Below are 22541 nucleotides of genomic sequence, written 5' to 3' on the forward strand. Positions count from 1 at the left end.
AGAAAATGGTTACGATGCAAGATTATATTTATGAAGAAAAGGAAGTACTAAGTACGATCTTGAAAAAGAATGATTTTTCGACAAGAAAACAAATGAAAAAAACAACGAATCTGCTGATGCTAGCAACGGGTTCTTCTTACAACGCTTGTTTAGCAGCGAAGCCGGCATTGGAATCTTATGGCAAGCTAACTGTCGATATTCAAGAACCTTTTCATTTTGCTCATTATGGAAAACTTTCTCCATCAATCGATACTGTGATTGCTGTGTCACAAAGTGGGAAAAGTGCTTCTACTGTTGAAGCAGTAAAAATGATCCAAAAACAAGAAATACCGATTATTGCTGTCACAAATGACGTACAAAGTCCACTTGCTTTAGAAGCTACACAGATTATTGATTTAGGTGCTGGGATAGAAACAGTTGGCTTCGTTACAAAAGGCTATTCTGCTACTGTCTTACAGTTACTACTCTTAGGGCTAGGAATTGGGATAAGTAAAAATAATATCAGCAAAGAAATAGAACAAAACTACATGCAACAGTTACAAAAAATAATCGATCATTTACCAGTGATTATTCAAAAAACGGAAGAATTTTTTGATGAGCATCAAAGTTTGTTTCGTTTAACACAACGCTTCATCACTATTGGCTATGGTCCAAACTGGGGAACAGCGAAAGAAGCAGAAACGAAATTGACGGAAACAATCCGTGTCCCGTCACAAGGATTTGAGTTAGAAGCTTACATGCATGGCCCATATCTAGAGGCTGATGCTTCCCATTTGCTGTTCTTTATTGAAGGGGACAATGAAAATAAGGAACGTTCACAAAAGTTGCGGAGATATATGAGTCAGTATGTTGGAGAGGCTCTCACAATTACCACAAAAAAAGCAAGAGACGAGAAAACACTTGGATTAGCAATAGAATGTGATGAATATCTGTCTATATTAGCACTTGTCGTTCCATTTCAACTATTCGCTTATAAAATCGCAGCAGCTAAAGGAATCGACTTGAACAAAAAGATCTTTGAAGACTTTGATACAGTCTTGAAAAGTAAATTATAAGAGGTGTAAATCATGTTGAAGTTCAATGAAGAAGAACAAATCAAAGCAATAAAAGGTGCACTAGCTTTACGTCCGCAAGTAGAAAAAATCATCGATAAACTTTATACGGAAAAATTCGATGCTGTCTATTATTTAGGAATTGGTGGAACGTATGCTTCTTCGATGCAAGCTGTCACTTATATGAATGGGAAAAGCAACTTGCCTGTCTTTGTACAGCATGCTGCAGAATATTACACTACTGGGAACAAAAGATTAACAAAAGATTCTATCGTTGTCGTGTCCTCTGTTACTGGGACAACCCAAGAAGTAGTGAAAGCAGTAGAAGAAATCAAGAAAGTAGGAGCGACACTGATTGGATTTATCGATAAAGCGGAGAGTAAGTTGTCTCAACTATGCGATTTTGTGGTTACTTATCCAGCTCCCGGAACAGAACAAATCAAATTTTTTATGGTAGCAGATCGATTGATGTATTTGCATGGGGAATTCGAAGATTACTCAGAGTACTATGAACAGCTCGAACGTTATTTACCAACAGGGTTAGTAGAAGCAGAGAAAAAAGCAGATGCATTTGGCTTATCATTTGCAGAAAAACATCGACGTGATAGCATGCATTATTTTATCGGAGCAGGGAATCAATGGGGAGCTGTTTATTCATATGCCATGTGTTATTGGGAAGAACAAAGCTGGCTTCCATCGAAATCTATCCATGCTGCCGAGTTTCTTCACGGGACGTTAGAGATCGTTGAAGAAACGACCCCAGTCACTTTATTTTTAGGCGAAGATGAACAGAGAGTGTTATCTGAACGTGTAGCTAAACTTTTGCCAAAAATTTGTAGTAATTATACATTGATAGATACAAAAGACTATCCAGTAGAAGGTATCGGCGAAAAATATCGCGGACGTGTGTTGTCTTTCTTATTGATGCATGCAGTGACACAGCGTATCGATGCACATGTCGAACAGCTGAATTGTCATCCATTAGAGATACGCCGCTACTATCGTCAGTTTGATTATTAGGGTCGATTGGATGAAAAGAATATAAAAAATAAAGAGAGCAGCGACAACTGCTCCCTTTATTTTTTAGTTGTTTTCCAAGTCAGTTAATGCATTACGATTTTGAACATTGACATCGATTACATTATAAAATGCGTTATTTGTATCAGCTACATCCCAAACTGCTAAAATGACATGATACCCCAGACGATTGCTAGGAATATTGATTGTATGAGTCGGATTAGTAATAGACGAATTGCCACCATTATTTACTTCACCAATGAATTCCAGGTCATTTCTATTCAATGGGGCATTTGGATTCCAACCATTTTTAGTCATGTAATAGTGCCATTTCGTCGTTGCGTGGTCAGCTGTGAAATGCCAAGTGAATCGGTTTGCCCCAGTAGTTAAGTTGTTTTTTGTCCATAACGTAGCTGTTTGTTTATCCAAAACAAAGTCACCTACTGCACCATTAGCAGAAGCAATCCGACCATTTGCAGGTCCAGCCGAAGGGAATCCTTTTGGTGCCTCTAAAGATTGTGGTTCGTTGATGATACGACCATACTTTTCAAAAGCACTTTGCCAATTATTCCTACTATCTAGAGCACCTTGATAGCCACGGCTGATAGGTTGTGAAACATAGCCATGAGCCGAGACATCTACAGAAGACAAAGCGGCGATTCCTGTTGTAGCAAGTAACATTCCTAATCCCAATAAAGTACTTTTTTTCATTTGATGATTCCTCCAGTTAGATAAAATATTTTAAGAAAAGGTTTCCTTTTCGTAAGATAGTATAAAATGTATTATTTAAATATTATTTTTTTGTATGGTATTGCAACAAAAATAAAAAACTAGAAGAATGACTATTGATAAATAGCCTTATCATTTTTATGTATAGTTTTTTTCAAAAGAGAATCTCTCAATTCAATGATCTCTTCTTTCACTTCCTCTAGTCCTAGCCATTCAAAGAAATGGATTGCTTCGTCAATTTCTTCTAGTGCTCGTTCATTGCCATCTGCTAATAGAGCTAAAGCAGTGAATGCTTTGTAACGGGCTAAGTCTAACGTATGTTTATAACGGTCACTTACTTTTTTCCATTCTCCTAAAAATAGTTTTCTAAGAAAAACAGAAGAACGATGAAAAGATAGATGTATCCCGTTCAAAAGAAAATTTGATAATAATTCGGAATAATGAGCAGTATCGACATATGCTTTCATTTTTGTGACACTACGCTGAAAAGAATGATAAATATACTCGTCATCGAATATGAATAAACAATTGGAAAAAATAGAAAGTTCATAGTGTCCCCATGTATCGATACCTTTGATGACTTGGAGCGTGAACTGGGACGAAGGGGTAAACTCATCTGGCATTTCTTATAATGAATCATTTGCGAAAGCTTATCAAAATCTGTTTACGGAACAAGAACCAGATACAGAGAAACCTTCTAAACCGACCAATTTTCGAGGAACAGCAACAAGTACGACAGTCACATTGTCTTGGACTGCGTCAACGGATAACGTTCGTGTGTCACATTATAATATTTATGAAAACAATCGATTAGTAGGAACAAGCAACACTACGAATTATATACATACAGGTTTACAACCAGAAACGACTTATTCTTATACGATTGAAGCGGTCGATCCATCAGGAAATATTTCTGCACGTTCCGATAGATTGAATATCCGTACGCAAGAAGCAACAGCTTTACCAGCACCTTCTATTCCAAACGGGTTGAGCATCAACCATGTGACACAATCAACAGTTCGTTTGGTATGGCAAGAAAATAGCTTATTGGAAGAAGTACTTTATTATGAAATATACAGAGATGGCAAGAAGATCGCTACCTCACAAACCGCTGTATTTGAAGATCAAAATTTAACAGCTTCTACTGCGTATCGCTATCAAGTTCGTGCAGTCAATCGGACAGGTGTTTCTTTACTAAGCCAGTCTGTCACAGCAAGAACCCTAGACGAGAACGGCCAAGGAAATTCTTGGACAGTCGGTACTTTTTATCAAGCAGGAGACATAGTCACATATAATGGTGTTCAATATCGTTGCTTGCAAGCGCATATTGCAGCCGCACATTGGGCACCAGATACGGCCTTCTCTTTATGGCAAAAAATAAGTTGATGATGAGGTCGTGATAGAAGCTACTTCTGTAACACCGTTTATCAAGCGGTTGTGAAATCAATACTTTGACCTAAGTATTACAGAAACAAAACGGCAAAATAGTTTTTCATATTTTGCCGTTTTTTAATCTAATATTGAGGGTGAGCTGATTGAACACTGTGTATCAAGAGATAATAAGCCTGATGTATAACTGCGTGTCACATCATTTACTCGGAATAAGGAGGATACGACTTTTATCAAAATTTCTACCATGTATTGATTTAAGCAAAGAGCGTGGGACAAAAGTAAAGAACACTTTTGTCTCACGCTCTAAACACGTATAAACGGCGGAAGCAGAAGCAACTCCTTCGGAAATAAGCTGAAATTCACAAAGATTTGAAAAGCAATTTTCGTGAATTACCTCTTACTTCTTGGAGTTAAACGCTTCTGTCCCAGCCTCTTCTTTTATGTAGCTTCAATTAAGGGTTGTTAGGAGAAACTTCCCAGCCTCCCAATGGTAATGGTAATGGAAACATAGTCAAACCTCCTTTCTCTTAGTGACAAATAAAGTATAACAAGTGTAAAAAGAAAAAAATTAAAATGTACGCTATTGCAACATTTAATAGATTATTTCAAGTGAAAGTCGATAAAAGAATTAAACAAACACTTAAAAACAATGGAAATTAGTCCAAACTTTAAGAAATGTATACTATAATGGAAATTATCAATTATTTATTTGGAGGAATATCCATGAAACAAAAAATCGCAGTTCTTGGTCCTGGATCATGGGGCACTGCTTTAGCACAGACATTGGCAGAAAACGGGCATGATGTCCGGATTTGGGGAAATGTACCTGAACAGATTGACGAAATCAATACGTATCATACAAATCAACATTTTTTACCCGATTTGACGATCCCAGAATCGATTATCGGATATAAAGAATTGGCAGAAGCAGTGGATGACGCAGATGCTATTTTGTTTGTCGTTCCGACAAAAGCGATCCGTTCAGTCGCCCAGGAACTTATTGGTAAAATGAATACTAAGCCCGTCATTATCCATGCAAGTAAAGGCCTAGAACAAGATACGCATAAACGGATCTCAGAAGTTTTGGCTGAAGAGATTCCAGAAGAAAAACGACAGGCAATCGTCGTATTATCTGGCCCTAGTCATGCGGAAGAAGTAGCAGTTCATGATATTACAACGATTACAGCTGCAAGTATCGATCAAAAAGCAGCTGCTTATGTACAAGAATTATTCATGAATGATTATTTCAGGATTTATACAAATAATGATGTGATTGGTGTAGAAACTGGCGCAGCATTAAAAAATATCATTGCTATTGGTGCCGGTGCTATCCATGGGCTAGGGTTCGGAGACGATGCAAAAGCGGCCATCATGACTCGCGGATTAGCAGAAATTAGTCGTCTTGGTGTAGCAATGGGTGCCAATCCGCTGACGTTTATCGGTTTGAGCGGTGTTGGGGACTTGATTGTTACTTGTACAAGTGTTCATTCCCGTAATTGGCGCGCCGGTAACTTACTAGGACAGGGGCATAAACTGGAAGAAGTTTTGGAAAACATGGGAATGGTCGTTGAAGGTGTGGCAACGACAAAAGCAGCAGTCGAGCTAGCACAACAGCTAGGGGTTGAGATGCCAATTACTCAAACCATCTATAATGTTTTGTATAATGGAGAAGATATTAAAAAAGCAGCAAAAGAAATCATGCTACGTGACGGAAAAATGGAGAATGAATTTTCTCTTCGTTAAATAGATGATTAACAGGTAAGCGTCGTTTAGGAGGAACAGTAAGTGAAGGTCAAAAAAGCAGTTATTCCTGCCGCTGGGCTAGGAACACGTTTTTTGCCGGCAACAAAAGCCATGGCAAAAGAAATGCTTCCAATCGTGGATAAGCCAACGATCCAATTTATTGTGGAAGAAGCATTGGATTCGGGAATCGAAGATATCTTGATCGTAACGGGAAAAGAAAAGAGACCCATCGAAGATCATTTTGATGCAAATATCGAATTGGAAAACAATTTGCGGGAAAAGGAAAAAACAGAACTACTCGCTTTAGTTGAAGAAACGACTCATGTCAATCTTCACTTCATCCGTCAATCTCATCCAAGAGGACTGGGGGATGCCGTGCTTCAAGCAAAAGCATTCATAGGGAATGAACCATTTGTTGTCATGCTCGGGGATGATTTGATGAAAGATGATATCCCACTGACTCAACAATTGATGATGGATTATGAAGAAACACAATCTTCTGCTGTTGCCGTCATGCGTGTACCAGAAAATGAAACCTCTAAATATGGAATTATTGATCCTAAAACGGATAACGAAAAGGGACGTTGCAGAGTAAATGGTTTTGTAGAAAAACCTGAACTTGGAAAAGCACCAAGCAATTTAGCCATTATCGGACGTTATCTCCTGACTCCCAAAATATTTGAGATATTAGCAACTCAAGAACCAGGAGCAGGGAACGAGATACAACTAACGGATGCGCTCCAGACCCTTAACCAAACAGAAGCGGTCTATGCGAGAGAATTTAAAGGAAAAAGATATGACGTAGGCGATAAGCTAGGATATATGAAGACAAATATTGAATATGGACTTCATCATCCGGAAATCGGCGCATCGTTAAGCGCATATATTATCCAGTTGAGCAAAGAGCTAAGAACAGGAAATTAACTGGAAATAAGTGACCTGCTGAGAATAAAAATCAAATGGGTATTAAAGCGGCAGCTTGTGCGTCATTTGCGCAACTGTCGTTTTTATTTTTTGACGCTAAGTGAATGAAGACGAGGAAAAATGAAAGATAGAAAAAGACTTTCGTGAATATATTTAGGAAATTTTCTGCTAATGGTTTAATTTTTTTTTAAGTTGCATAAAAGAAAATGATTACATAAGAGAAATGAAAGCCAATCCAGAAGATTCATAGTAGAATAAAAAGGCGAATTTTTTTAATTATAAAAAAGGTGTGTGTCCACTATGGGAAAATTAGTCGCTATTGCGCAGTCGCTACTTGATATACTCAAGTGGCTGATGGAAGGAAATAATTGGGTATTTGTGTTACCACTATTGCTCATTAGTCTATTTATCATGTTCAAAATGGTCAGAAAAAAAGAAAGATTCCTAATTTTTATCTGGTATGCAGCGTCTATTGCAGTTGCTAGCTTGATGATCGAACTGGCGTTAGGTAGTTGGGAAGCTTGCATATTTGCCTTATTTTTTGCTGTATTGTATCTGCTCATTTATATTCCTTATAGGAAAAGAAAGTCTCGGATCGGAAGAAAGGGTAGACATGCCACTACTTTTTCTAGTACAGATTCTCTAGAACAAAGCAGAAGAGCGAGAAGAAGACGGTAATATTTAGTATGTATACGCAAAAAAAGATAAAATAATGGACAAAATATTGAGTTGAGAGATTTATTTAATTGGTGAGAAAAAACTTTTTTCACTTATTTAAAAGAATCTTTTCAAAAAGGAATGCTTGCTACATAAGGACAAGCCATTCCTTTTTTTTATGTTATTTATTTGTAAAAAAATCATACCAATGTTTTTTTGTGTTTTCGTACTTGCACTTGAATAAGAGATTACTTACAATGAGTTCAGATAGAAACAGCTGAATAAAAAAAGGCTCCCTGACCCTTAGTTGGCGCTAAGAATCAGGGAATGACCAGTCACACTCATACACCCTGACCGATCATTTTGCCATAGTCAATGCAGTGCATCGACCTTATTTATTGTACCTAATCTAAGGGGAAAATTCTACCCCTATGTAGAGATTTTCTATGGTCTGCACGTTGTTTTATTTGCTATGTCAAGGTATTGGGCGTATTCGTTCAATACCTTTTTTGCGTTTGAAACAGCAAAGACCGCATGTATTACTGTTTATCTTCTGTTTTTTATGTATTTCCTTAGATTAGGCAGCTGTTTCTATTCATGTCAAGTATAGCTAGGCGGGAGAGAAAAATGAGTTTATGTTATTTTGACTATTATTACCAATTGGAAGAGAAATTAAGGATAGAAGAGCCGTTGATGGTTCAAGCAGGAACTTGGATTGCGAAACAAATCAATCAAGGCGGCAAATTGCAGATATATGCTAGCCGCACACTAAGTGGTGTAGCATTTGAATTTTGGGATCAAACACCGGACCTTGTGCCAAGTATATTGATTGAAAACCCAGCCGGAGGTGTCTATGAAACGCTAGAAGGGGCAGGACAAGCGATTATTGATGAGCTTTCTGTCAAACCAGAAGACATTTTTCTACTTCTTTCGAATGAAGGAAGAAATCCAGCAATCGTTGAGTTGGCTCAATGGATCAAAGAAAATGGACATCCTTTGATCATTGTTACTGGATTTGATTTGTCACGAAGCATCAAGTCCCAGCATAGCAGTGGTTTGAGATTATTTGAATTTGCTGATTTAGTGTTGGATAACCATGCCAATCTGCATGATGCAGTCTTGACTTTGCCGAATTTAGATCCAGCAATCTGTGGAACAGCCTCTCTTGCAACGATTTTTTTGCTTCAACAAGTATTGTATTTTACAGCAAAACAGCTAGTTCAGGAACCAAGAGGAAAATAGTTTTCCACATAATGACCAAAGTTTCATTAAAAAAACGGTGTTCCACGTAAATATGGAATGTTTGAAACAAAGAAAACGATTTTTAAAGAAAATCAGTAATAATCATTTTTTATTTTATGTTATTTTAAGTTTGTTTAGATCTAGAGGTCAGCCTTTTTTTTTGAAGGTGCGTTATTTTTATAAGTTGTTTCACAATGAGAAGAAAAGAGCTACAAAAATATGCAATGCTAGATAGAAAAAAAATAGCGGAAAAAGAGACAAGAAAGAATCCGCATGGATCCTTTCTTGCCTCTTAATACACGTTGATGAAAGAGTCTTCCCCAAAACTCTTTACAATGTAATTATAGTACATTTGTTATCATTATTGCAATGAAGTTTACCTGATATAACAAAATTGTCGAAGAAGATTCCTTTTTCTAATAGAAAGAAAATATACAAAAAATGAAAGATATGAGATGAATATTTATTATTATTTTTTGCTTTTTTGCAATGAAATACAATTTATTCACGATTATAAAATGAAAAAATCAGGACGGGATTTCCGCTAATCTAAAAATAAAAAAAGAATTTTAAGGAAAAACAGAGAAATAAAATACTCAATATAAATGGAAAAAGAAAAAAATAGTCATACATATGAGAAAAAAAGCAAAATAGAAAAAAGTGATTTTCTAATAAATTATTCATGTGGAATTGACATTTTTACTGTATAATTCATTTGATTATCCATTTTTTATTCATCAAAATTACTGAGAAAAGAAAGGAAGAAATAAATTTGAAGAAAACAAATTCTTCAGGAAAACCGAAACGTGACTTCACTAAATTATCGACACCCCATACGTATGTCATTATTTTTGGTGTAGTCATCTTTGCATGGATACTGACTTTTGTCGTACCAGCAGGAAAGTTCAGCACGCAAGACATTGAATATAAAGATGCGAATGGCGAAACAAGTACTCGTACTGTTTTACGCCAAGATTCCTTCCGTTATGCTTACGAGCTGGATAAATCGTATGTATTTGATCAATTAGAAGAACTGCAAGATCATCCAGCAGAACGTGAAAAACTGGATGTTCCTGAAAAAGGATTGGAAAAAGTCATTGCTGACGGAGAAAAAAATCTTACGCAAGAAAAACTAGATGAAATTTCCTTAACAGATGATGTTCTTTACGATGAGTATGGCGAAAATATCTATGATACTTCTAAAAAATTGCATAAAACAGCCAAAATATGGGGAACAGACGATTTTGGTGGCTTTGGCTTCTTAAATTTCGTTTTTGAAGGTCTAGTATCTGGAGATAAATATGGATCTGCTGTAGGGATTGCTGCATTGATCCTTGTTGTCGGAGGTGCTTTTGGTATTATTATGCGTACCGGAGCGATTGATGCAGGAATCTATGCGTTTATCAGTAAAACGAAGGGACTGGAGCGTTTAGCTTTACCGCTATTATTCTTTGCTTTTTCATTTGGGGGCGCTACATTTGGGATGGCAGAAGAGGTAATTCCATTCTCAATGGTGATGGTTCCATTCGTCATTGCCTTAGGATATGACTCGATCGTAGCAGTAACCGTGACTTATGTCGCATCTCAAGTCGGAAATGCGACCTCTTGGATGAGTCCGTTTAGCGTAGCTGTAGCTCAAGGGATTGCTGGAATCCCAGTGTTGTCTGGTGCGACATTCCGATTGATTATGTGGGTAGTTGTTACTGCCTTAGCAGCTGGTTATATGATGATATATGCAGAAAAAATCCGTAAAAAACCGGAAAGTTCGTTGACTTATAAATCAGATGATTATTTCCGTTCTCATATCAAAAAGACATCTGATGAAAATAAAAAATTCATGCTTGGGCATAAACTGATTTTAGTAGAGATGTTAGCTGTTCTTGTTTGGATCGTTTGGGGCGTGACTCAAAAAGGCTATTACATCCCCGAAATCGCTTCTCAATTCTTTGTGATGGGATTAGTTGCCGGAATCATTGCTGTTCTTTTCAAATTAGATGGAATGAAAGTCAATGACATCGCTTCTTCTTTCCAATCTGGCGCAGCTGATTTAGCTGGTACAGCAATCGTAGTAGGGATGGCCAAAGGAATCCTTCTCGTCTTAGGTGGATCCGATGCGTCTGTTCCTTCAGCTTTGAATACGATTTTGCATGGAATCGGGACGGCATTGACCGGTGTGCCAGCTGTCATTGGCGCTTGGGCGATGTATATCTTCCAAAGTTTGTTCAACTTGGTTGTTACATCAAATTCAGGACAAGCAGCTTTGACCATGCCGATTATGGCTCCATTGGCAGATTTAGTCGGTGTATCCAGACAAGTAGCAGTTCTTGCTTATCAGCTTGGTTCTGGTTTCATGGATGCTTTTACGCCCGTATCAGCTAGCTTGATTGGTGTGTTAGGTGTTGCACGGATCGAGTGGGCAAAATGGGCAAGGTTCCAAATCAAGATGCAAGGATTCCTGTTTGTTTTGGGAACTATTTTCATCATGATTGCTATTGCGATCGGTCTGCAGTAGTACTGGAGATATAAGTAAATAAAAAAAGTAATCCAAACAGTAGATAAATGACTCCAAGAACCGTCATTTTACGGTAAAATCAAAGGAGTAAAGATTCTATCGTTTGGATTATTTTTTAAGATCCTATCATCAGTTATACTTAAAGAAAGAGGAAAAATGTATGAAGATCATCCGACAAATTGAAGTGTTTGCACCAGATTACTTAGGAAAAATGGACGTATTGATTGCCGGTGGGAAGATTTTGGCTGTAGAAGAACAGCTAGAAGGCGGCTACGAAGGAGTGGAAGTAGAAGAACTTTCAGGTGAGGGAAAAGTACTGACTCCAGGTTTCATTGACTGTCATTTCCATATTTTAGGCGGAGGAGGAGAAGGCGGTTATCAAAACCGAACACCAGAAGTTACATTAAGTCAATTGACTACAGCTGGTGTAACGACAGTTGTCGGTTGCTTGGGAACAGACGGAGAAGGTCGAGATATGACTGCTTTGATCAGCAAAGCGAAAGGACTTGAAGCAGAAGGAATCTCCACTTATGTGTACGAGGGTTCGTACCGATTGCCGGTAAAAACAGTAACAGATTCGATCATCAAAGACTTTTTAACAATCGATAAAATCATCGGAATCGGAGAAATCGCAGTATCCGATCACCGTTCTTCTCAGCCAAGTTTTGAAGAGTTCGCCCGTGCAGCAGCAGATGCTCGTGTAGGAGGCATGTTGTCGGGAAAAGCTGGGATCATCAATGTCCACTTAGGCGGAGGAAAAAGAAAGCTAGAGTTATTGACACGAATTGTAGAAGAAACAGAAATTCCGATCACACAGTTTTTGCCTACTCATGCGAATCGTACACCAGAATTATTTGAAGCTTGCGTGGCATTTGCTAAACGTGGCGGCACGATTGACTTCACCGCTAGCGAAGACCCTGATTTTTGGGAGAAGACAGATGGGGAAGTGCGCTTCAGTAAAGCATTGAAACGATTGATTGAGGAAGATGTTTCTTTAGATAATTTCACGATGACCTCAGATGGACAAGGAAGCTTGCCTTATTTTGATGAAAACAATCATTTCCTAGGGTTAGGAGTAGGAAGTGCTAAGGCATTGCTAGTAGGGATCAAAGAAGCTGTGCAAAAAGAAAATATTCCTCTGGAAATCGCCTTGCGAGCTATAACCAGTAACCCAGCACGTATATTGAAATTGGATAAAAAAGGAAAAATTGAAATTGGCGCAGATGCAGACTTGTGTATCTTGGACAAAGAAACGCTTGATATCGATACAGTTATTGCTAAAGGAGAAATAATGGTCCAAGAAAAAGAAGTCAAAGTATGGGGAACTTTCGAAAAAAGTTTTTGATCCACTATCTGTCTCATCCTTTTTTAGAAAACGAGCGTTCTGTTTGTCTGTATCTGTTGTTGATGTTACCCTGAAAGTAGATCAATAAACAAATTAAGAGGAGGAAACACAATGGCAGATTTAAAAGGGCGTTCTAAAGACATGAAAGACAAAGTAGTCGGTAAAGGAAAAGAAGCATACGGCAAAGCAACAGACGACAAGAGCAAAGAAACAGAAGGAAAAGCACAATCACTAGGTTCTGATATCAAAGAAAAAGCTCGTGATTTGGGCGATGAAATCAAAGACAAATTCTCTCGAAAAGATGAAAACAAATAAACAACGTTCATTACTAAATGAATCAAGCAAATAAAAATCCGAACCGTATCTGCTTCATAGATATGGTTCGGATTTTTTGTTTGAAAGTTATCCTGTTTTTTAAACTTCTATTTTTTGAAATTCTTTATTTTTTAGTTCAAAGACTTCATCGCAGCTTTTTGCTACTTCGACCTCATGGGTCACGATGATAATACAGCGATTTTGTTCATGGGCGATTTCTTGGAAAAGTTTGACGATATCTTGTGATGCGGTCTCATCCAGATTCCCAGTAGGTTCATCAGCTACAATCAGTTGATGTTCGCAACAGATAGCACGAACGATAGCGACTCGCTGTTGCTGACCTCCTGAAAGTTTGGTCACCTGTTTTTTTGCTAATACTTCATCAATTCCTACACGAGCCAGTCGATCTAAAGCAACTTGTCGATAATTCTCTTGTTTGGTTTTAGTGATCTCCATTGCTGTTATGACATTGTCTAGAGCTGATAAATATGGAAGCAAGTTATAAGCTTGGAAAATAATCGAGACATCATTTTTACGATAACTTCTTAACCCGATTTTGTTCAGTGAACGATCTTGATAGTATACCTTTCCTTCTTTTGGTGTATCTAATCCGGAAATAAGCGAAAGAAAAGTCGTTTTTCCAGAACCACTTGCTCCTAAAATAGCGTACATTTTTCCAGCTTCGAAATTCAGTTCTACATCTTTATAAAGCGCATCTTGCGGATCTTGATACCAAAATCCCAATTGTTCTGTCCGTAACATCAAATTCCTCCTTTAATTTAATAGGATTTTTCTTGGGTTTAATCTTAATATCCCTATAGAAGCTAAAAAGACAGAAAGCAGGCTGATTCCAAATGCTACTCCGGCTAGTAGTCCTAATTGTGTAGGTTTGACATTGATTTCCAATTCGCTGACTTGATCAGAAACAGCAAATGGATTATTCATGTTTCCTTGTTGACCCCCACGTTGACCGCCTTGTCCGTTACCTGGCATTTGTCCACCGCCAGGAGCTTGTTGGTTTTGTGTCGTGGTTTCTGTCTGTTGGTCAAGTAGCTGCTGCCCCACGGCATTCGCGACGACGTTCCCGCTAATCGAAGCAACTCCTAATGCAAGAATCATACAAATAGCAACTTCGGTAAACAATTGGAGAATGATTTTACTTCTGGATTCTCCTAAAGACAACAAGACGCCTAATTCATGCCGACGCTCCCGGATGGTAATCATGATAATCAGAGTAAGTATGATAATACCGGCTACAGCCACTAGTAAAACAACATTTTTAGAAAAACTTGCCACATTGTTTAAAGGTTCCAACATTGACTGATACATGGAATCATTTGATTGTAAGCTAAATGTATCTGTGTCGATCAGCTTCTCTGCTTCTTCGAGAAATTTATCCATTTCATCTGGATCAGATAGAGTGTAAACAGCAGAATCTATCGTGTTATCGTCAGATGTCCCATTTAATTCATTTGCAAAAGTATAAGAGGTGTAAAGTGTATTCGACGGATTCATGAAGTTGAATTTCATACCCATACTGCTACTTGTTTCGCTAGATTCATAAATTCCTTTGACCGTCATTTCATAAGTGGTATCTTCATCTTCAGTACTCGTGATTGTGAAAGTATCTCCGACTGTCAGGTCATTTGCTTCTGCTAGCGTAGAATCAATGACTACGTTGTTTGTGCCTTTGTCGCTGTCATCTATTCCTTCACCATCCGTGATTTTTGCTGTCCCATCAGAAAAAGTACTATTTTGTGCAGTTGCTGACACACCGCTGATTTGAAAATCTGCTTGAGTCATTTGCGGATTTCCGCCCATTCCTCCGGCAGGTCCACCGCCTGCATCGGTAGTTTCTGAACTGTCTTCACTTGAATCAGAACTAGTGATGGCAGTTATTCCATCTTTTGCCATAGCTGAGGCGGAACTTTCAAAGGAATAGCTCTTTACATTATCTAATTTAGCTATTTTTTCCGCGTCCGTTAAGGATACTGGGGTAAGAGAAAAACTGCCCGGATCTGGACGTTCTTCAGCGGTAGAATTGCTTGAAGAAGTTTGTTCCTGTTTTTTAAATGAGGCTTCTCGATTGGCACTTAAAGTCACTGTTGCTCCAACTTCTTTTTGTGCTTGATTCGCTGCTTCTTCTGCAGCGCTTCGAATCGTGAGGCCAGCTAGCACAAAAATAAGAATGGCTGTGAACACGGCAAATAATAACAATGAACGTCCCCATTTTACTTTTGTACTTTTCCATGCACGTTTCATAAAATTCATATCTTGCATCCCTCCTAGTAGATGCATTTGATAATAGACAACCTATCTTAAAACTAGCTTAAATCTTATGCTGTTTGCATATCATCAACTCGAGGTTCTGTATATATAAAAAGTCACTATAGTTATTGCAAAAAATGTGGTAAAATGAAAAAAGTATGTTTCAAACCGACGAAGAAGAGATGAAAGAGAAACAGCAAAAGAAATCCTAGATGTTACAGAGGAATTTTCATTTACTTAGTGATTCTAACAATTGCTGATACTAGCGATTTAGTTCATTTGTTGTATAATAATGGGGAACAGCCGAATACTTATATAAGGATTCTGGCTATAGCGTTTCGCAAAAGATCCATTTTGTTAATGAAGTATATCCAAAATAAAATGCCCATCCAACTGTCAGAACGCGGATGTGCTGGTAATTTTCCTGCTGATTCTCCATAAGTTGAGAACTAGTGATTTTGCATGTGCTTCATTGGAATGGCTCGTAAATTTAGATAAAGAAGAAAATCGACATCTTTAAACTTGGATGTCATAAGAAGAGGTGAAATTTGTGAGTACCATTAAAATTATCCCATTAGGCGGCGTTCGCGAAAATGGAAAAAACATGTATGTCGCAGAAGTGGGCGAGGATATTTTCATATTAGATTGTGGGCTAAAATATCCTGAAAATGAGTTGCTGGGAATCGACGTCGTAATCCCAGATTTTACGTATTTAGAAGAAAACATTGATCGTGTAGCTGGTGTCTTTTTAACACACGGGCACGCAGATGCGATCGGGGCGCTTCCTTACTTGTTGTCGAAAATTTCTGTACCAGTATTTGGAACGGAGTTGACGATCGAGTTAGCAAAATTGAATGTCAGTCGTAACGAAGCAGCCAAAGGATTTAAGGATTTCCATGTGGTAGATGAGCATACAGAAATCGACTTTGGTGAAACAGTAGTGAGCTTTTTCCGTACCACTCACACGATACCAGATTCAGTGGGGATCAATCTGAAAACAAAAGAAGGTAGTATCGTTTATACGGGAGATTTTAAATTTGATCAAACGGCTATCCCGATGTATCAAACAGATTATGCACGATTGGCAGAAATCGGCAAAGAAGGAGTCTTAGCTTTACTGAGTGAATCGGCAAATGCAGAGAATCCTCAACCTGTAGCTTCTGAAGCTCAGATAGCTGATGAAGTATTTGATACGATCAAATATTGGGAAGGACGCATCATCGTCGCCTGTGTAGCAAGTAATTTGCAACGAGTGCAACAAGTATTGGACGCAGCAGAAAAAGCACAACGAAAAGTTGTCTTGACTGGTCAAGATTTCGAACGAATTATTCGAACAGCGATGCGTTTAGAAAAACTTCAATTACCAAGTGAAGATTTGCTTGTTACATTGAAAGACATGAAAAACTATGATCCAGAAGAACTAATCATTTTAGAAACTGGCCGAATGGGTGAACCCATCAAGTCTCTGCAAAAAATGGCAAATGGCACACACCGTAATGTCAAGATCGAAGAAGGGGATTTGGTTTATATCACTACTACGCCAAGCATCGCGATGGAAACAATCGTGGCGAAAACGGAAGATATCATTTATCGAGCTGGTGGAACAGTGAAATTGATTTCTGAGAATATGCGTGTTTCTGGTCATGCCAATCCTAATGATTTGCAATTGATGATCAATTTGATGAAGCCGACATATTTTGTGCCAGTTCAAGGGGAATATCGGGAATTAGCTGCTCACGCAGATTTGGCTCATGCAGTAGGGATGCCTTACAAAAATATCTATATTACTGGACGCGGAGATGTGCTGGAATATAAGAATAAACGTATGAGTGTTGCAGGAACTACAAGTGCAGAAAATGTAATGATTGATGGTTTAGGCATAGGCGATATCGGAAACATTGTTTTACGTGATCGGAAAATCTTATCAGAAGATGGGATTTTCGTAGCGGTTGTCACTATTAGCCGAAGAGAGAAGAAAATCATCTCAAAACCTCAAATCACTTCACGAGGATTCGTTTACGTAAAAGCTAGCCGTGATCTGATGAAAGAAAGTAGCAACATGATCGAAACGATCGTCGAGAAACATTTAGAAAGCAATGATTTTGAGTGGAGCAAATTAAAGCAAGATATTCGTGATCAATTAGGTCGTTACTTATTTGAACAAACAAAACGACGTCCTGTGATCTTGCCAGTCATCATGGAAGCTACTCAACGCCGAAATAAGAAATAAATAAATAAGAGTAAGATGGCTCTCTCTATAGAGTGCTCGTCTTGCTCTTTTTTTGAGGGAAACAAATGATTTTTGAATACAGTATCCCTCGTTTTATAATAAACGATAGAATAAAGGGAGTGGATCAATGATGAGTCAAACAAAAGTCGAACGTTATTTAGAAGAACAAAAAATCACCTATCAACCACTTGATTTTAGTCATATAGTAGAGGGATCTTTCACAGAAGAACTACAAAAAAGAGGGATTGATCCAGCTTTGATATGTAAAACTCTCGTAGTAAAAGGGAACAAAACTGGGGTGATCATCGCATTGATTCCTTTGAATGATCATTTAGATTATAAAAAAACGAGACAAGTGACGAAAGATCGTAAAGTCGGTTTTCCTGGAATGGATTTTGTATTAGCACATACAGGCTATCCTCACGGAGCGAATACCCCTATTGGAATAAAACTCGCACATCCTGATTATTGTTTTTTAGCAGACAGTTCTTTAAAAGAAAAAGAAGAAGTGATTGTGTCGAGCGGTGAAATCGGGAGAAGCCTCCAGATAAAAGTAGCTGATTTAGAAAAAATCGTCCATCCTATTTACGCTGATTTAATTAGTTAAGTGACGAGAAGAGGAGCCAAGCAGAGAGCTCAAACTTGAGATTATATCTGCTTGGTACTTGGTGCATCCTGTATTATCTGTTACAATTACTTTGTGCATACTGTACTATCAATCCAATGAAAATATATTTAGTAACTATATTTTTTCATTGATGTGCAAGTAATGAAATCGGTTTTAATAAAAAAGATACAGAGAAAACGTGAGGTGTAGAATATGAAAATTACGTATCATGGACATTCTTGTTTAACGATTGAAATGGAAAATGGCCAACGTGTGATGATTGACCCGTTTATTACAGGAAACCCATTGTCAGATTTAACTGCAGAAGAAGTAAAGACAGATTGGTTGCTGATTACTCATGGACATAGTGACCATATAGGAGATATGATCCCTATTGCAAAAGAAAATCAAGCCACGGTTATCAGTATTGTTGAGATCGCTGATTATGCAAATAGCAGAGGAGTAGATTCATTCGGTATGAATATCGGCGGAAAACATGCATTTCCATTCGGCACAGTAAAATTCGTCCATGCACAGCATAGTTCAAGCTATGAAGTAGATGGTATCGTTCAGTATATGGGTGAGCCTAGCGGAATCATTATCCAAGCAGAAGGCAAAACGATTTATCATGCAGGAGATACAGCTTATTTCAGTGATTTAGGATTGCTTGCAGAGGAATTCGATATTGATGTTGCTTTCTTGCCGATTGGTGATAACTATACGATGGGACCAGAGGATGCGGCTCGGGCTGCACAAACAATTCGTGCCAAGAAAGTCGTTCCAATCCATTACAATACGTTCCCTGTTATTGAACAAGATCCTGAATCTTTTGTAGCATTACTGGAAGATAGCGAAGGAAAAATAATGAGCGTCTCGGAAACGCTGGAAGTGTAGGCAGAAAATGGCGACAAAACATGATTTGATTTTAGAATATATTGAAAGTTTACCTGTGGGCAATCGAATTTCTGTAAGAAGCATCGCAAAAGAATTGAATGTCAGTGAAGGAACAGCGTACCGTGCAATCAAAGATGCGGAAAATGTCGGACTAGTTTCAACGATTCAACGAGTAGGTACGATTCGTATCGAACGTAAATTAAAAAAACATATTGAACGTTTGACATTTGGCGAAGTCGTCCGGATCATTGAGGGGGACGTTTTAGGTGGCTCGGCAGGATTAGACAAGGTCTTGAATAAATTCGTCATTGGTGCGATGACTAAACATGCCATGGAACGCTATATTACACCAGGCTCACTGATGATCGTCGGCAATCGGGCGGAAGTCCAAAAATTAGCATTGGAAGATGGCGCTGCAGTATTGATCACAGGCGGATTCAATACGACTGCTGAGATTGCAAAGCTAGCCGATGAACTTGAAATGCCAATCTTGCGCACTTCTTATGATACATTTACAGTCGCTACCATGATCAACCGAGTATTAAGTGACCAATTGATCAAAAAAGATATTATGCTTGTTAGCGATATCTACATGCCGGCAGAAAAGACACATTATTTGCATCAGATGGATACGATATCTGATTATCAACGTTTGTCAGAAGAAACGCAACATTCACGTTTTCCAGTCGTTAACCGCCATCACCGTTTGATGGGGATCGTTACGGCAAAAGACGTTTTAGGGAAATCACCAAATCAGATCATTGATCGAGTGATGACGAAAGAACCAATCAGTGTAAAGAAAACAATGAGTATTGCTTCTGTTAGCCATCAAATGATCTGGGATGGGCTGGAAGTCATGCCGGTCGTTTCCGATGACTTGACATTGGAAGGCTTGATTACCCGGCAAGATGTAATGAAAGCGATGCAGCTTGTCCAGCGACAACCGCAGATTGCAGATACGATTTCAGATCAGATATCTGGAAATATCCATACGATTGATACCGATCGTGAAGGGAACCGTTTGGAAAACCCTAAGTTCAAATTTGTAGTGACACCACAAATGGTCAATGGTGTTGGAACCATTTCTTTTGGTGTACTTAGCGAAATCATTTCTGATGTCGCACAAAAAACAATGGTGATGAACCAAAAACGAAATATCTTGATTGAACAAGTGAACCTACATTATTTGCGGCTGATCCAATTGGAAAGCGAGTTGGACATTCGTCCACGTGTATTGGAAATCGGCAGACGTTCCGCTAAATTGGATATCGAAGTATTTATTGAAAATACCATCGTTTCCAAAGCAATCGTTGTTTGTCAAGTAATGGAACGTTCTTAGAAAGCAGGAGTGAAATGACAGTACAGCAAGAAATAGTAGATACAATAAAAAAATACGATAAAATCATTATCCACAGGCATTTGCGCCCTGATCCTGATGCGTTAGGATCACAAGTAGGATTAGCTGAACTATTACGGGAAAGTTTCCCAGAAAAAGAAATACGACAAGTAGGTGAAACGATTGATGGTCTTCGCTTTTTAGCAGAAATGCAAGAGGTTGAAGATGCCTTCTATCAAGGAGCGCTAGTCATCGTGACCGATACAGCTAATTCACCCAGAATCAGTGATCAAAGATATCAGTTAGCAGAAAAGCTGATCAAAATCGATCATCATCCCAATGATGACCCTTATGGAGATCTTGTGTGGGTAAATACAAAAGCAAGCAGTTGTAGTGAGATGATTGCAGAATTTGCTTTGATGTTTCCTGAATTATTTAAGATGAACGTGGAAGCTGCACGGTTACTTTATGCGGGAATCGTCGGAGATACAGGGCGCTTTTTGTATCCCTCCACGACGTCCCGTACATTAGAGATTGCATCGATATTGAGAAATTATCCATTTGATGCAAGTGCTTTGAATAGAGAGATTGAGCAAATGCCGATGAAAGTCGCTAAACTTTCCGGTTATCTTTATCAAAATATCCAGGTGGATGAAAATGGTGCAGGAAGAATAATCCTTCCGGAAGAAATTCTTGATAAATATGGAATCGATGATTCAGAGACGGCTTCAATCGTTTCTCTTCCTGGAGTGATCGACGAAGTACTAGCTTGGGGTATTTTTGTTCAGCAGCCTTCAGGACATTACCGCGTACGCTTACGTTCTAAGGGACCAGTCATCAATGAATTAGCGAAACGCCATCATGGGGGAGGCCACCCATTAGCAAGTGGTGCGAATGCAAAAGATTTAGCAGAAGTAGAGGAAATCTATAAAGAGATTCAAGACATTTGCCAATCGTATAAGAGTAGAGAAACGAAGTAACAACTTCATTCGAAAACGTTCCTTTTGTGGTAAAAATCACAAATGTATCTTTTCAACATCTTCTTTTTCCGTTACAATAGTGCTCACTAAAGATTTTAAAGGAGAAAGAAGATGACATTACCAAATTGCCCAGAATGCGGCTCAGAGTACACATATGAAGATCGAGGTCTGTTGATTTGCCCAGAATGCGGGAACGAATGGAGCAAAGAAGAACAAAAAGCTGTCATAGAAGACGGATTAGTGGTATTAGATGCAAATGGAAACCGTCTGTCAGAAGGCGATAGCGTGACAGTGATCAAAGATTTGAAAGTAAAAGGTGCATCAGGTGCCATTAAACAAGGAACGAAAGTCAAAAACATCCGCTTAGTAGAAGGCGACCATAATATCGATTGTAAAGTAGAAGGATTTGGACCGATGAAACTGAAATCGGAATTTGTGAAAAAGAATTAAAGAATATTCAAGGTCTTTTCACATTCTTTTCTTGCTACTAATGATAAAATAAAGGAAACAAAAAGGAGTGAAACGACAATGTATGGTTATGGAATGTATGGTTTTTTAGATCCGACATTTCTTTTGGTCATTCTTGGATTAGTCATTTCCGGAATTGCGTCTGCTTATGTCAATAGTACTTTCCGCAAATATGATCAAGTGAGAAGCAAAAACAACGTGACTGGTACACAAGCAGCACAATATATATTGCAAAGCCAACAAATAAATAATGTTGGCGTTCAACAAATTGCCGGAGATCTCACAGATAACTACAATTCAGGTAATAAGATGCTGAGCCTGTCTCAAGCGACTGCGCAATCTACTTCAGTTGCTGCGATAGGTGTAGCAGCTCATGAATGCGGACATGCGGTGCAAGATGCTTCGGGGTATGTTCCATTGAAGATCCGTGCGGCACTTGTTCCCGCAGCTAACTTTGGTTCGATGATTTCGTTCCCATTGATTATGGTAGGTGTATTGCTTAGTTGGAACTCTACGTTGATCAATATCGGGATTTTTGCTTTTTCTTTAGCGTTACTCTTCCAATTGGTGACATTACCAGTTGAATTCAACGCATCTCGTCGAGCAATCCAAATTTTGAGTGAAGGCGGACTGCTGACGGAAGAAGAAGTACCGATGGCAAGACACGTATTGTTTGCAGCGGCATTGACTTACGTTGCAGCGGCGCTTTCGACATTCTTGCAACTACTGCGTCTGATTTTATTGTTTGGCGGTAACCGAAGAGATTAACATAAAGAGGCTGGGACAGAAGCGTTTTACTCCAAGAAATAAGAAGGAATTCACGAAAATTG

Annotated in this window: 20 protein-coding genes and 1 pseudogene; 17 read left to right on the forward strand and 4 right to left on the reverse strand. The window is 38.5% G+C overall.

Annotated features, from left to right (window positions below):
* Positions 1 to 5 precede the first annotated feature (5 nt).
* Together HMPREF2961_RS10040 and HMPREF2961_RS10045 are read left to right on the forward strand one after the other, a co-directional pair.
* Entirely contained in the window at positions 6 to 1055 is a 1050-nt protein-coding gene (locus HMPREF2961_RS10040; RefSeq protein ID WP_002315772.1) for an SIS domain-containing protein, read from the forward strand.
* Positions 1056 to 1067: 12 nt separating this feature from the next.
* Positions 1068 to 2072, forward strand: coding sequence for an SIS domain-containing protein (locus HMPREF2961_RS10045; RefSeq protein ID WP_002315773.1), 1005 nt, complete (start codon positions 1068 to 1070; stop codon positions 2070 to 2072).
* A 63-nt stretch (positions 2073 to 2135) separates the two neighbouring features.
* Here the strand turns inward: HMPREF2961_RS10045 and HMPREF2961_RS10050 are convergent, their stop codons facing one another.
* Positions 2136 to 2780 (reverse strand): lytic polysaccharide monooxygenase auxiliary activity family 9 protein, encoded by a 645-nt coding sequence (locus tag HMPREF2961_RS10050; RefSeq protein WP_002315774.1) that lies wholly within the window; start codon positions 2778 to 2780, stop codon positions 2136 to 2138.
* Between the two features lie 131 nt (positions 2781 to 2911).
* Entirely contained in the window at positions 2912 to 3421 is a 510-nt protein-coding gene (locus tag HMPREF2961_RS10055; protein WP_232045997.1) for an Rgg family transcriptional regulator, read from the reverse strand.
* On the opposite strand from HMPREF2961_RS10055, the pseudogene HMPREF2961_RS10060 reads away from it, so the two are divergent.
* The 8 genes and pseudogenes from HMPREF2961_RS10060 to HMPREF2961_RS10095 all read left to right on the forward strand — a co-directional run.
* A pseudogene (locus HMPREF2961_RS10060) lies at positions 3372 to 4184 on the forward strand (fibronectin type III domain-containing protein); the annotation flags it as partial. The gene HMPREF2961_RS10055 and the pseudogene HMPREF2961_RS10060 sit on opposite strands and share 50 nt — an antisense overlap.
* A gap of 729 nt (positions 4185 to 4913) precedes the next feature.
* The gene (locus HMPREF2961_RS10065; RefSeq protein WP_002291040.1) at positions 4914 to 5933 is read left to right on the forward strand and encodes an NAD(P)H-dependent glycerol-3-phosphate dehydrogenase; all 1020 of its coding nucleotides are present in this window, start codon (positions 4914 to 4916) and stop codon (positions 5931 to 5933) included.
* Positions 5934 to 5975: 42 nt separating this feature from the next.
* Positions 5976 to 6857, forward strand: a complete 882-nt coding sequence (gene galU, locus HMPREF2961_RS10070) for a UTP--glucose-1-phosphate uridylyltransferase GalU (RefSeq protein ID WP_002315776.1) — start codon at positions 5976 to 5978, stop codon at positions 6855 to 6857.
* A 300-nt stretch (positions 6858 to 7157) separates the two neighbouring features.
* Positions 7158 to 7535 carry a hypothetical protein gene (locus HMPREF2961_RS10075; RefSeq protein WP_025477327.1) on the forward strand — a complete coding sequence of 126 codons (378 nt, stop codon included), beginning with the start codon at positions 7158 to 7160 and terminating at the stop codon, positions 7533 to 7535.
* 606 nt (positions 7536 to 8141) lie between these two features.
* Positions 8142 to 8756, forward strand: a complete 615-nt coding sequence (locus HMPREF2961_RS10080; protein WP_025477328.1) for an SIS domain-containing protein — start codon at positions 8142 to 8144, stop codon at positions 8754 to 8756.
* Positions 8757 to 9528: 772 nt separating this feature from the next.
* Positions 9529 to 11268 carry a putative basic amino acid antiporter YfcC gene (gene yfcC, locus HMPREF2961_RS10085; RefSeq protein ID WP_002291032.1) on the forward strand — a complete coding sequence of 580 codons (1740 nt, stop codon included), beginning with the start codon at positions 9529 to 9531 and terminating at the stop codon, positions 11266 to 11268.
* A gap of 160 nt (positions 11269 to 11428) precedes the next feature.
* Positions 11429 to 12613, forward strand: a complete 1185-nt coding sequence (gene iadA / locus HMPREF2961_RS10090; protein WP_002315780.1) for a beta-aspartyl-peptidase — start codon at positions 11429 to 11431, stop codon at positions 12611 to 12613.
* Positions 12614 to 12724: 111 nt separating this feature from the next.
* Complete coding sequence (locus HMPREF2961_RS10095; protein WP_002291027.1) at positions 12725 to 12928, forward strand: CsbD family protein; 204 nt, start codon at positions 12725 to 12727, stop codon at positions 12926 to 12928.
* A 99-nt stretch (positions 12929 to 13027) separates the two neighbouring features.
* Here HMPREF2961_RS10095 and HMPREF2961_RS10100 read toward each other — a convergent pair whose 3' ends face one another.
* Both HMPREF2961_RS10100 and HMPREF2961_RS10105 read right to left on the reverse strand, forming a co-directional pair.
* Entirely contained in the window at positions 13028 to 13690 is a 663-nt protein-coding gene (locus HMPREF2961_RS10100; protein WP_002315781.1) for an ABC transporter ATP-binding protein, read from the reverse strand.
* Positions 13691 to 13702: 12 nt separating this feature from the next.
* Complete coding sequence (locus HMPREF2961_RS10105) at positions 13703 to 15199, reverse strand: ABC transporter permease (RefSeq protein ID WP_002341208.1); 1497 nt, start codon at positions 15197 to 15199, stop codon at positions 13703 to 13705.
* 547 nt (positions 15200 to 15746) lie between these two features.
* Between HMPREF2961_RS10105 and HMPREF2961_RS10110 the strand changes: the two genes are divergently transcribed.
* The 7 genes from HMPREF2961_RS10110 to HMPREF2961_RS10140 all read left to right on the forward strand — a co-directional run bounded on the left by HMPREF2961_RS10110 (position 15747) and on the right by HMPREF2961_RS10140 (position 22479).
* The gene (locus HMPREF2961_RS10110) at positions 15747 to 17426 is read left to right on the forward strand and encodes a ribonuclease J (protein WP_002287130.1); all 1680 of its coding nucleotides are present in this window, start codon (positions 15747 to 15749) and stop codon (positions 17424 to 17426) included.
* 127 nt (positions 17427 to 17553) lie between these two features.
* Positions 17554 to 18033, forward strand: a complete 480-nt coding sequence (locus HMPREF2961_RS10115; RefSeq protein WP_002315783.1) for a YbaK/EbsC family protein — start codon at positions 17554 to 17556, stop codon at positions 18031 to 18033.
* Positions 18034 to 18246: 213 nt separating this feature from the next.
* Positions 18247 to 18927, forward strand: coding sequence for a metal-dependent hydrolase (locus tag HMPREF2961_RS10120; protein ID WP_002291020.1), 681 nt, complete (start codon positions 18247 to 18249; stop codon positions 18925 to 18927).
* 7 nt (positions 18928 to 18934) lie between these two features.
* The gene (locus tag HMPREF2961_RS10125; protein WP_002315784.1) at positions 18935 to 20266 is read left to right on the forward strand and encodes a DRTGG domain-containing protein; all 1332 of its coding nucleotides are present in this window, start codon (positions 18935 to 18937) and stop codon (positions 20264 to 20266) included.
* Positions 20267 to 20280: 14 nt separating this feature from the next.
* Positions 20281 to 21243 carry a DHH family phosphoesterase gene (locus HMPREF2961_RS10130; RefSeq protein WP_002315785.1) on the forward strand — a complete coding sequence of 321 codons (963 nt, stop codon included), beginning with the start codon at positions 20281 to 20283 and terminating at the stop codon, positions 21241 to 21243.
* 111 nt (positions 21244 to 21354) lie between these two features.
* Entirely contained in the window at positions 21355 to 21693 is a 339-nt protein-coding gene (locus HMPREF2961_RS10135; RefSeq protein WP_002315786.1) for a zinc ribbon domain-containing protein YjdM, read from the forward strand.
* Positions 21694 to 21771: 78 nt separating this feature from the next.
* Positions 21772 to 22479 carry a zinc metallopeptidase gene (locus HMPREF2961_RS10140; RefSeq protein WP_002287139.1) on the forward strand — a complete coding sequence of 236 codons (708 nt, stop codon included), beginning with the start codon at positions 21772 to 21774 and terminating at the stop codon, positions 22477 to 22479.
* The last annotated feature ends 62 nt before the right edge of the window (positions 22480 to 22541 follow it).

The sequence above is a fragment of the Enterococcus sp. HMSC076E04 genome (assembly GCF_001814285.1).
Classification (GTDB): Bacteria; Bacillota; Bacilli; order Lactobacillales; family Enterococcaceae; genus Enterococcus_B; species Enterococcus_B lactis.